At 42.5% G+C, this 11,963-nt stretch carries 10 protein-coding genes; all 10 read right to left on the bottom strand.

Annotated features, from left to right (window positions below):
* Window positions 1–502 precede the first annotated feature (502 nt).
* Window positions 503–1,662 (bottom strand): IS3 family transposase gene (locus ABE28_RS01005; RefSeq protein ID WP_156775658.1). Its coding sequence is split into 2 segments (ribosomal slippage): window positions 503–1,404 and window positions 1,404–1,662, totalling 1,161 coding nucleotides; the frame shifts between segments, so codons are not numbered across the junction.
* A gap of 251 nt (window positions 1,663–1,913) precedes the next feature.
* Complete coding sequence (hflX, locus tag ABE28_RS00995) at window positions 1,914–3,179, bottom strand: GTPase HflX (protein ID WP_064462142.1); 1,266 nt, start codon at window positions 3,177–3,179, stop codon at window positions 1,914–1,916.
* Between the two features lie 278 nt (window positions 3,180–3,457).
* The gene (locus ABE28_RS24795) at window positions 3,458–3,634 is read right to left on the bottom strand and encodes a hypothetical protein (RefSeq protein WP_156775657.1); all 177 of its coding nucleotides are present in this window, start codon (window positions 3,632–3,634) and stop codon (window positions 3,458–3,460) included.
* 262 nt (window positions 3,635–3,896) lie between these two features.
* Window positions 3,897–4,628 (bottom strand): anti-sigma factor, encoded by a 732-nt coding sequence (locus ABE28_RS00990; RefSeq protein ID WP_064462143.1) that lies wholly within the window; start codon window positions 4,626–4,628, stop codon window positions 3,897–3,899.
* Window positions 4,621–5,184 (bottom strand): RNA polymerase sigma factor, encoded by a 564-nt coding sequence (locus ABE28_RS00985; RefSeq protein WP_064462144.1) that lies wholly within the window; start codon window positions 5,182–5,184, stop codon window positions 4,621–4,623. Before ABE28_RS00985 ends, ABE28_RS00990 begins: the two co-directional genes overlap by 8 nt.
* Before the next feature lie 194 nt (window positions 5,185–5,378).
* Window positions 5,379–7,502, bottom strand: coding sequence for a heavy metal translocating P-type ATPase (locus tag ABE28_RS00980; RefSeq protein ID WP_064462145.1), 2,124 nt, complete (start codon window positions 7,500–7,502; stop codon window positions 5,379–5,381).
* Window positions 7,495–7,863 (bottom strand): ArsR/SmtB family transcription factor, encoded by a 369-nt coding sequence (locus ABE28_RS00975; protein ID WP_064462167.1) that lies wholly within the window; start codon window positions 7,861–7,863, stop codon window positions 7,495–7,497. The genes ABE28_RS00980 and ABE28_RS00975 overlap by 8 nt, the downstream gene beginning before the upstream one ends.
* 463 nt (window positions 7,864–8,326) lie before the next feature.
* Entirely contained in the window at window positions 8,327–8,527 is a 201-nt protein-coding gene (locus ABE28_RS00970) for a cold-shock protein (RefSeq protein WP_034304915.1), read from the bottom strand.
* Window positions 8,528–9,028: 501 nt separating this feature from the next.
* A complete protein-coding gene (locus ABE28_RS00965; protein WP_064462146.1) occupies window positions 9,029–10,723 on the bottom strand; it encodes a methyl-accepting chemotaxis protein in 1,695 nt (564 codons plus the stop codon).
* Window positions 10,724–10,736: 13 nt separating this feature from the next.
* Window positions 10,737–11,906, bottom strand: coding sequence for an ATP-grasp domain-containing protein (locus ABE28_RS00960; protein WP_064462147.1), 1,170 nt, complete (start codon window positions 11,904–11,906; stop codon window positions 10,737–10,739).
* Window positions 11,907–11,963 lie beyond the last annotated feature (57 nt).

The following is an 11,963-nucleotide window of genomic DNA, read 5'->3' as shown; positions in this document are numbered from 1 at the left end:
TGTAAAAATAAAAAAGGGAGGAATTGCATGCATTTCTCTAATCTTGGAATACATGTGTTGATCCTGCGCAGCGCATGGCTTTTTAGCCGTCAGTGTTTCAATCCGTCTATTCATTTCTATCATTCTCTTAATTGGCCAAGCCGTGGTCCCTGTTTCCTCCGGCCATAATAGCCCCCCCTAGCTAAAAAAAACTCAAAAAACAGACTGTTAACCTGGTAATTGAGTATTCTTTATTTTATAACGATAAAAAGCAAGATACATTATACAAAGTGTAAAGTATTACCAGTTAAAGGTTGTGCAATATGTAATAATCATGTTATATTTCCTAACAATAAACCTTAAACATCGTCATTTTTCTACAAACAACCTCATCATTCAGCACATATACGAATGAATATTCATGCAATGAACTTATCAACATTTTGTCCACATAAAAAAAGCCCAAAACCTTGATTCCTTGCACATAACCCTGTCAAGTAGACAATAAAAAAAAGAGTGTTTTTTAAGCTGCGGCCTTTTCTCGATATTCAATTGGGGAAAGGCCGTTGAATTTCTCTTGAAAGCGTGCCGTATTGTAAAACTCTATATACTCTTGAATAGCTAGATAAGCCTGGTCTGCTGTTTTTGGACATAGTAAATATAACTTTTCTGTTTTTAAATGTGAGAAGAAGCTTTCTATACACGCGTTGTCGTGACAATTGCCACGACGAGAGTGGCTTCCTCGAATGCCGAGTTCCTTCACCTGATTTTCATATGCTTTCGTCGTATATTGGAATCCTTGATCTGAGTGCAGGAGAGCCCCCTTGCTAAATGGCTTGCCCCTTAGCTGATTTAGCGTATTATGAACCAATTCAAGGTCGTTTCGTGTAGAAACTTCCCATGCAACAATTTCATTATTATACAAATCTAAAACGGCGGAAAGGTAGGCAAACGTGTCTCCAATCCGTACATAGGTTATATCTGTTACTAACTTATGAAACCTCATCTCTGCGTGGAATTCACGATTTAAGACATTATGAAATACAACGGACCCTCTTCGACCGTAGAAAGGACGTTTCTTCCGAATGACAGATTGAACACCCAGGTCTCTCATCAATCGACGAACACGTTTATGGTTTACAACGATTCCTTCTCTGGACAAAGCTCGAGTCATCCGTTTATATCCGTAGTAGGGGTGTAGCTTATGGATGGCTAAAATATGTTCTTTGATCCATAGATTTTTCTCAAGTCGCAGAGAACGAGCAGACTGTGTCTTCCTCCATTTGTAGTATCCAGCCCTTGAAACTTCAGCGATTTTTAATAGCCACGCAAGTGGGTACGTTTTCCTCAAACCATCGATTATTTGAAACCTTTCGGCTTTCAGGACCATTCCTTTCCATGCAGATTTGGATTGCGCTTTTTTAAATAATTCACCTGTGCTTTAAGATAGGCATTTTCCTCTTCTACACTAGAAAAATTCTTACGGTTCCATACACCACGTTGATCTTCAAAAGACTCATTATTCTGCACTTTCTTTACCCAACTCGCTATCTGTGCATCACTTTTAATACCAAAACGGTCACGAATCTGACGATATGACCAGCCTTCCTCCACCTTCAGACGAACCACTTCTCTCTTTAATTCTTCTGTATATGTTTGAAACGTTTGCCCCTTTTTTGCCATATGAAAAATCCCCTCCAGATAGACAGTTAAGAACATTTTATCATGTTCTCTTTTTTCTCTGTCTACCTGTAGGGGATAATACCACCTGGTTTTTTAGGGCTTTTTCTTTTTATCCACAACTTATACACAATTCAAATCTTATAATGCTCCAGTTTTTGCCGATGCAAAGGCAATCATATAAAAGTTACCCACAATAAGACTCGTGTTTTTCCACTTATCAACAAATAGCAAACGACTTATCCACAACCCCTTCAATCCGGCTGAATGACGTACCGGTTATACTTTTCATAATCCGCTTTCTTGCATTCAAGCTTGATCCGATATCCGCTTTCCTCATATTCGGTTTCCGTTATATGACCATTTTCATTGAAGAAGGATACGAGCTGTCCTTGATCAAAGGGAATCAACATCTCACAGCGAATATAGTCCGTAAAAATTTGCGCGCGAATTTGTTCGATCAATTCCTCGAGACCCGCTTTCGTTTTTGCTGACATATATACAGAGCCCCGATTCACTTGAGGGATCTCCAAATCGGTAAGATCGGCCTTATTATAGGCGAAAATTGTGGGTATCCCTTTAATGCCTATCTCACTTAATGTCTGTTCCGTTATCTCCATTTGCTGCTCATGGTCCGGATTCGAAAAATCGACAACATGGATCAATAGATCCGCCTCCACCACCTCTTCCAACGTAGACCGAAACGCCTTCACAAGATGATGGGGCAATTTTGATACAAAGCCCACGGTATCTGTCAGAAGGAACTCCTTCTTATCGGGTAACGGAATGTTGCGCACCGATGTCTCAAGCGTAGCGAACAGCATATCTTTTTCCAAAACCTGCTTCTCCGCGGTCGGATGGAACATTTTGATTAACGCATTCATGATTGAAGATTTTCCAGCATTCGTATAACCGACTAAAGAAACAACAGGGATGGCATTCTTTTTACGCTGCTTCCTCTGCGTTTGCCGATGTGCCACTAGAAGTTCAAGCTCTTTGTTCAAAACGCTTATATTTTCCTCGATCCTTCTCCGGTCAAGCTCCAATTGCTTTTCCCCGGCCCCCTTGTTTGTGCCTACCCCGCCACTCTGACGGCCTAACGACTCCCTTAAGCCAACGAGACGCGGAAGCATATACTGAAGCTTTGCCACCTCTACCTGTAGCTGCGCTTCCTTCGTTTTCGCCCGGTGCGCAAAGATGTCCAATATTAAAATCGTCCGGTCGATCACCTTGCAATCCATATCCCTTTCCAAATTCCTCAGTTGTGAAGGAGAAAGCTGATCATTAAAGATCACCACGTTCGCTTCTTTATATTCAACGAGATTTTTCACTTCCTCTATCTTTCCGGTACCGATAAAATGCGATGAATTCACCCGATGCAAATTTTGGGTGATGGCGCCGACAACCTCCACCTCACAAGCCTCCGTCAGATTGACGAGCTCCTCCATTGAATACTCAAAATCCTTCTGGCCATTGAGATTAACGCCAACAAGAATTGCCCTCTGTTCCATCATTTCCATCCATTCAAATCCCTTCTATGCATACCATTCCTTGATTCCGGCATCTCGAAATTCGCATGCCTCACTAAATGTCTGCCACATTGTAGCACATTACCCATTCCATGCCTAAATATAGCCTGCCACGTCCTTATTAGAAACCTTTTTACCCGTAAGGAAATTCAGCAAAAAACAAGCTGTCTCCAGCATTTTTCATGACCCAGTCTCAAATTCGGCATACTACTCGTAAAATCAGGGCGTTTACTCGCCATTTTCGGTGCTTTACTCGCCAATTCTGATTCTCAGGCTGAAAATGGAGCTTTTTTCTCGAATGGCCCGCTATTTTTCCATTCATTTTCACGATTTAGCCTTAGACGCGGGCGTTTACTCGCCATTTTCGGTGTTTTACTCGCCAATTCAAGACGTTTACTCGCCAATTTCACCGTTTTACTCGCCAATTCTGGTGCTTTACTCGCCAATTCAGATTCTCAAGCTGAAAATGGACCTTTTTTCTCGAATGGCCCGCTATTTTTCCGTTCATTTTCACGATTTAGCCTTAGACGTGGGCATTTACTCACCATTTTCGGTGCTTCACTCGCCAATTTCATATTATTACATCTGTAATTCGGCATTTTCAAACAGGTAGCGTTCGTAAAAAATCAAAAAGGCTTCGGAAGGGAGGCCGTTCCGAAGCCTTTTTGGCTAAAACTGCGGACGCGAGCTTACATCCCCGCCCAATGGCTATAATTCACTGCTTAAGATAATATCCCCTTTAGGAATTTTGCTATCATCCGAGGGCTCAAGCGTGATTGCTACTGTATCCCACTCATGCTCACCAGCTTCATCCAGATGATACGTCACTGCGCCCAGGCCATCTTCATTCGGCACGAATGTCCCGGCTCTAAAAGGCTTACCCTTTTCCAGCAGCCAAACCTGATACACCTCGGAGCCTTCTGTCGATTCAAGATTTTCCGCTTGAATGATCATTTCCGTTCTATTATTTTTCTCAACCATCGTCGCCCTTCCATTGAAAGGAGCCCCTTCACCCGGTTTCAAGGCAACGCTCGTTTGAAGCCTATCGATGGTTTCCCGTCTTTCCCCTGCATTGTTTTCCTCTTGATCCTTAGAAAGCAAGGTGTAGGCATTTCCAAGCAATGAGGCAAATAAGACGGCTGCCAACAAGGGCTTCACCCAACCATTTCCCTTTCTTCTTTCAACCGGTTGCTGTAATACGGGCTTTTGCTCTTCTTTCTCCGTTTCAAATACATTTCCCAAAATTCGCTGTTTCATATCACTTGGCGGATCAACCGGTTCAGCTGTAAATGCCAAGTCTTTCGTTAGCATCTCCAGTTCATCTAATTCCTCACGGCAATTTTTGCATTCCGCGAGATGATTTTCAAACTTCCTTCGAGGGACTTCATCCAATTGTCCATTGAAGTAATCTAAAAGCCATTCACATGGATTATTATTCATCAAGCTCTCCCCCTTTACTTACCTTTTGCGGGATAATCTTTCGTAAATGCTTGAGCGCCAATCTGACTCTCCCTTTAACGGTCCCGAGTGGAATTTCAAACTCCGAGGCAATGCTCTGTTGTGACAGGCCTTTAAAATAAAATAAGTTAATCATTTTTTGTTGTTCCTCGCTTAATTCCGACACGGCCTGCCTCAGCATGGTGCCTTCTTCCTTCCACTCGATGAGATTTTCCACGCTTGGATTCTCATCCGGGATCTGTTCATATTCAAAGTCGGAGGGTATATCTCTTCTTTTTCTTAACAAATCGATACTTGCATTTCGGGCCATCGTCATGATCCAGCTGGAGAACTTCCCTTTGGATGCATGATACGTCCCCTTTTTCGTCCAGATTTTTATGAACACTTCCTGTACCGCTTCCTCCGCCAATTCCTTCTGTCCAGTAACTTTATAAGACAGGGAATATAGGATCTTTTCGTAACGATCATATATTTTTTCGAGGGCCTGCTTATCCCCAAGATGAACTTTCTCGTATAGCTCTATATCTATATCGTTCATTGAAGTCCCCTTCCTACCATAATTACTTATTATAGCAATATTTGGATCATCCATAACAATTTCTACGCTCTATTCTATGTACGTTTTGAAAAGGGAAATGGATGCATCATTATGAAGTTTCACATGAAACAATTGGTAAGATCGAGAAAAAACCCCGCACCTAAAATAAGCGACGGGGAACTTATATGAAACTACTATTCTTTTATTCGTAATAATCTAAGACTGTTCAACGTAACTAATAAGGTCGCACCCATATCGGCAAATACTGCCATCCATAAAGTTAACCAGCCAGGAGCGATCAATAATAAGGCCAGGATTTTGATCACCAAGGAAAACGTGATGTTCTGCTTAATGATTTTCAACGTTTTACGACTTAAACGGATCGTATACGGCAGCCGCGATAAATCATCACCCATTAAGGCAATATCGGCTGTTTCAAGGGCCGTATCAGTGCCCGCGCCACCCATGGCAATCCCTACCGTGGAAGCTGCCAATGCGGGGGCATCATTGACGCCATCCCCCACCATCGCCACTCGCCCATATTTTTGCTTCCATTGCTTAATGATCGTCAATTTATTTTCGGGCAAAAGCTCCGCCTCGATTTCATCAACGCCCGCAGCTGCACCGATCGCTTTTGCCGTTCCGCTATTGTCCCCCGTCAGCATGATCGTTTTTTCAATACCTAGAGAATGCAGTTTGCGAATCGCTTCCTTACTGCTTTCCCTTATTTCATCTGCGACAGCAATAAGCGCCAGGAGCTCCATTTGATCTCCAAGCAGCATCACCGTTTTCCCTTCATTTTGAAAGCTGCTGATTTGCTCCAGCACATCACTACGGAAAACTAACCCTGATACTTCTTCAAATAGATGCGGTTTGCCAATATAATAGATTTCTTGGTTGATGCTCCCTTTTATCCCTTTGCCAGTGATGGCAGTGAAATCCTCCACCACTAAAGAACGATACTCGGCACCTTGTTCCTCCGCCCTTTGAATGACGGCCGTGGCAAGAGGGTGCTGCGTTCTGCTTTCCAAAGCAGCCGCAATGCCCAACACAACTTGTGGATTATGTCCTTTTGCCAACAAATTAAAATCGGTCACAACAGGAATGCCCTTCGTCAATGTACCCGTTTTATCAAAAGCAATCGCCTTTAAGGCTCCCGCTTCCTCCAAATGGATTCCACCCTTAATCAATACACCATTTTTGGCTGCATTCCCAATCGCTGTAACTATGGCAATGGGCGTGGAAATGACCAGAGCACACGGGCAGCCTACGACGAGTACAGCCAATCCCCTGTATATCCACTCAGCCCAATCCCCGTTCACTGCAAGCGGCGGCAAGACGGCAATTGCCAAAGCAATGAGCATGATTGCCGGTGTATAGTATTTAGCGAATTTGTCCACGAAAGCCTGGGAAGGCGCTTTTTCAGCCTGTGCTTCTTCGACTAGATGTATGATTTTTGCAATTGTCGTATCCTCGACGCGCTTCGTGACCTCCACTTCCAGCAAACCTTCACCATTTAAGGTTCCTGCAAAGACTTCACCATCAACCGTTTTATATACCGGCTCCGATTCACCTGTAATGGCTGCTTGGTTAAGTGTCGAGGCACCCTTCATGATCCTTCCGTCCATGGCAAGCTTCTGACCTGGTTTAACGATCATCGTGTCTCCTACCTCGATTTCATCGACAGCGACCATCATTTCGTGATGCCCTCTTAGGATCAAGGCTTCTTTAGGCGCGATATTCATCAATGATTCGATCGAATTCCTGGCTTTATCCATCGAATATTTCTCCAGCGCTTCACTGATGGCAAATAAGATGACGACAGTCGCCCCTTCGCCCCATTCACCGAGCACTGCCGCTCCGATGATGGCAACCGTCATTAAGGTGTGCATATCAAATCGAAGTCTGAAGAGATTCTTCAAGCCATCCAGAAATAATGAATAACCTCCAATTATGATGGCTGCCGCATATCCGATTACCGGCAAGGCGCTCCCTTCACCATATTGGTTACCCAATATCCAGCTGATCAACAACAGGATGGCCGAGAATACCACTTTCATATTTTCTTTTTGTTTCCAAAATGGCTCCTTATGCGAAACCTGTTGCTGTTCATCCCGGATTTTCAGGTTATCGAAGGCTCCTGCCTTTTCGATTTCTTCAATCGTCGCGCTTCCCTGTACCGAAATCTTTGATGCGCCAAAATTGATTTTTGCATCGTTCACACCTTCCAGGCTACGGACATTATTCTCAAACTTAGCCGCACAATTCGTGCAGGATAGACCTTGGATCCGATATGTTTTTGAAGGCGATTCAACCATCAGACCTCACCTCCTGCTGATGTTCTGATGCAATGAGAATCAATTGCTTGATATGGTGATCATCCAATGAATAAAATGCTAACTTTCCTTCTTTTCGATATTTAACGATGGCATGCTTATAGAGGGTACGAAGATGATGAGACGTTGTCGCCATCGAGGCACCGATGATATGGGCCAGATCGCACACACATAATTCCTCATCCTCACAAAGTGCATAGGCTATTTTCGCCCTATTTTCATCACCTATCACCTTAAACAGCTTTGATATGCTGGATATATCGACGTGGCTCATTTCTTTCTGAATGCGATTGACCTTTACTTGATCATGCAGATGGACATCACATACATCTTTTTGTTGAATCATCTTTTCACACCCTTCATTCAAATCTTCATTTGATTAAAATATACCATAATTTGTTGATTATTCAAACCTATATTTGAATGATTAACTTCCCCCCTCAATGTGAAAGCGGGCTATATATCTTTATATGTAGATTAAGGGTTTTTGTTTCTCTTCCATCGAAGGTACCTGGTTGGCCTTTTTCACGCACAAAAACTCGAGCCTGCCCTTCATGCTTCAAATAAGGGGCTAGGGAAAATTCCACCCAATGATCGCCGGATTTCCCTTTCCCTGTCTGGAAACGTATATTATATTTAATATTTCTTGGAAAACTATGATATACTTAGGCAAACCTTTTAAGCGATTTACTTTACTTGTACCGATTTCCCCGTTCAAATGCTGAGCGGGGTTTTTTGCTTCCGTTCTTCAACACAACAAAAAAGGCAGACCCCATAAATGGAATCTGCCTTTTTTCGTTTTGAAATTATGCTTTTTGAACGTTAGAAGCTTGTGGTCCACGTTGACCTTGTTCTACTTCAAAAGTAACTTCTTGACCTTCGTCTAAAGATTTGAAACCTTCGCTTTGGATAGCTGAGAAATGTACGAATACGTCGTCTCCGTTTTCGCGTTCGATGAATCCAAAACCTTTTTCTGCGTTAAACCATTTCACTTTACCTTGTTCCATTGTTGTTGCCTCCTAGTGCATTTGCACATTGTATTACTATCCTTGCTCTAAGTCATCATCGAAAACGAAAAGTAGTACTTTTAGTATCCTTAGTACCGAACAAAAATAATTAAGACTAAGCATAACATTAAATGGCAGCGATTGCAAATGGTTTGCCCAAACTTTTTTTCAAGCAATTTTTAATACTCTTTATATTCACTGACAAAATAAACCTGACGCATTAAAGCCCGACCCGATAAAAAAACAGTGTAAACACATTAGTTTCCACCCAAAACTCTCCGAAACGGTAGGTGCGAGTCCTCTCGCTTAGGAAACGTGTGACTAATGAGACTTCGCAGACATGAAACGTTTATAGTAGAGACTCACAATATTGTGGGAAATTAGTTTCTATCTTCGGTTTCATGCAAAGTTCAGTTATCACAAAAAAACTGCAGACAAACCCAGTATCATCGAGTTTGTCTGCAGCTGCGCAGGCTCATGGATAGCCTGCTTTCTGATCTGTTATTTATCCGTAGTGAATTTTTCCACCATTTCTTCCAGTATCGCTGATTTGTTAGCCAATTCTTCATTTTGTTCCTTCAGTCCATTCATGATCGTACTTTGTTGAATGGCTGCCGCCGAGATTTGCTCAGTGGTTGCGACTCCCTCTTCCGAAATCGCTGCAATTTCCTGAACCGATGCTAAACTCTCATCGGATGACTCATTGATTTTTTTCGAATGGGCCGCCAGTTGTTCCGTGCCTTTCAGCAATTTTTCTACGGAATCGAATATCTTATTGAAAATCTCGCCGTTGTTCTCCACTAAGGAAACACCCTTCAGTATATCCTCAAAGCTTTCATCGTTATTTTGGATGACCTTCGCCGTTTGCTCATTGATCCGCGTAATCGATTCGGAAATGATATCGATGGATTCATCGGTTTGTACAGCCAATTTTTGCACTTCCTGGGCAACTACGGCAAAGCCCCTGCCGGCATCCCCCGCCCGTGCCGCTTCAATGGAAGCATTCAAGGATAGCAGGTTCGTTTGCGAAGCAATGACCCTTATTAAACCGATCACTTCGTTGATCTTCACTACATCCTCTTCAAGGCTCACCAAATTGGCTTTATTCGCTTGGCCGTTTTCCATGATTTTGCCCATCTGGCTCGTTACATCCTGCACTTGTTCGCTTCCTTGCTCAGCAAGTGTATTCGCATGCATCGTAAATTCATTCATCTTATTTGTTTGCTCATTCATTAAGCGGATGGTATCCGTCAATTCACTGATCATATTGGAAATCCGGTCAATATGATGGGCACGTTCTTCCGAAGCCTTCGCTTCTTCCGTTGTCCCCGTTACGATCTGGCTATATGATTCGACCATCTCCTCGAAGGATTGATGGATGGAAATAGTGGTTTGATTCATCGTATGAGCGTGTTCACGTACATTATCGATGATATGGGACAAACTTAACCTCATATCCTCAAAACCATTGGATAGATCTCCAATCTCATCTTGCCTGCCAACCGGAATCGATTTACTTAAATCCCCTGCTGCCATTTCACTTGTGTAGCCAACAAGTTCATTGACGGGACCCGAGATCTTTCTCCCGATGACAATGGCACACAGTACGCCTAATATGATGGCACTTGCAAGAAATAAAATATTATAGAATATCATTCTGCTTTTCAATTCATCAATGAACTTCGCATCCATATCAATTCCTATAATGGCGTCCGTTCCATTGATTGGCGTAAAGTATGATTTGTGGGTACCCCATTTATCTTTATATATTTCACTTAATACATCTTCTTGTCCATTTATCGATTTGGCCTGCTCCGGCGTGAAAGGCGATTGCACCATGTAATCATCGCTTCCACTCAGGGCTACGATCGTATCGGCATCGTTTTCCCGCTTCAGCACATACACATATTCAATGCCCTTTTTATCTTCAACGAAGGCATCTAATTTCTGCCTGATATCTTCTCCCTGCTCAGAAGCTTTGTTGATCAAAGTCGGATTAAGGCTTGCTGCCAAACTACGTGCATTTTCTGAAAGACGCTCATCGAATTGCGGAAGGACATTCTCGTTGATCATCTTATTCGTTATATAGGAAAAGCAAAGTCCCATGGCACCAGCAAAAAGTACGAATGGAATGATATAAAATAAGAATAGTTTTGCCATTAGTGAATTTTTAGGATTCAGTTTTGATAATCTCATTCTCATGCCCCCCTTATGTTAAAGCCAGTTGTTTTATCGTCAAGTATGGAAGTAAGTCCAAGTGAAGCAATTGACGGTTCTTGTTCAAGTCCTCGCTTCTATAAAAAATGATCGACATGCTCCGGTCATTTTGAAAAGGAAGCTGCCTATATTCCAAAATCTGTTCGAATTCATCTTGCAGCCCTTCATGATCGATACTCGCAACTTCCTCCAGATTGATTTCCAGCGGGACCTCTGCAAAGAAAAAGCTGTAAATCGCATCATCCATCTCTGCCAGCATCGTTGCCCAATCTGGTTTCGTACCCGCGAAATAGTGTTCATACATGTTCATCCCATATGCATGATAACCTAAATCTGTTGTACCCGCTCCGGCAAAACGAAGGGGGTTGATTTCAATCGGAATCACCCTATCCCCTTTTTTGCGGATTTCAAAGTGTACAGCGTAGTTCCGAAGCGGAAGGACCGTTTGAATATTCTTCATGAACCTTATTGCATCTTCATAGATTTCGTTAATGGCTGCCTTCGAAGTATAGTAAATTCGGTCGGAAGTATCATAATCATCCTTGAATAATCGTTTGAATACATTCAAAATCACTGGCTCGCCATCTTGATCGTAATAACCATCAATGGCGAATTCCTCTCCCTGTATCCACTCTTCTATCAATACGGTTTGGGAACCGACCACTTCGGAATCATACAGCCCATCCGAGTGAAGCAGGTCTTCTTTAAGCTGGGCCACGGCTACATCCCAGTCCTGCTCATTCTTGACCTTGTGTACGCCCACGCTTGAATAGCCGATATTGGGCTTAATGACGACCGGAAAAGGTATTTGGCCTTTATCCAGATCATCTATCATCGATAAATCAATATCTTGGAAATGGAAATCCGGATATAAAGATTTCGTTAACTTACGCACTTCACTCTTATCCTTCAATAACTTCGACCATATGTATTCATTGCTATCCGGTTGAAATTGACCTAATACCGTGATGCCATTTTCAGAGTTTGTAAGAACTCTTTGTTCCATTCCCATGGACTTGAAAAATTCTGTATCGTCTTGAATATTTAAGCTTTCAGATGTAATCGTATCTGCCCATTGCCCCTGTTCCAACACTGGAATTTGCCGTTCGACTAACACTTTAAGAAGAATTGGTGACACAACGGACTCATTCAAAATAATCATGTTTTCCACCTAACTTATCCTGTTTTTTATATCCCCATATTTAATCGGCTAAAAGAA

It is taken from the genome of Peribacillus muralis, from assembly GCF_001645685.2.
GTDB lineage: Bacteria > Bacillota > Bacilli > Bacillales > DSM-1321 > Peribacillus > Peribacillus muralis_A.
Note: the sequence above shows the minus strand (reverse complement) of the source record. Positions and strands in the feature narration are given on the sequence as shown.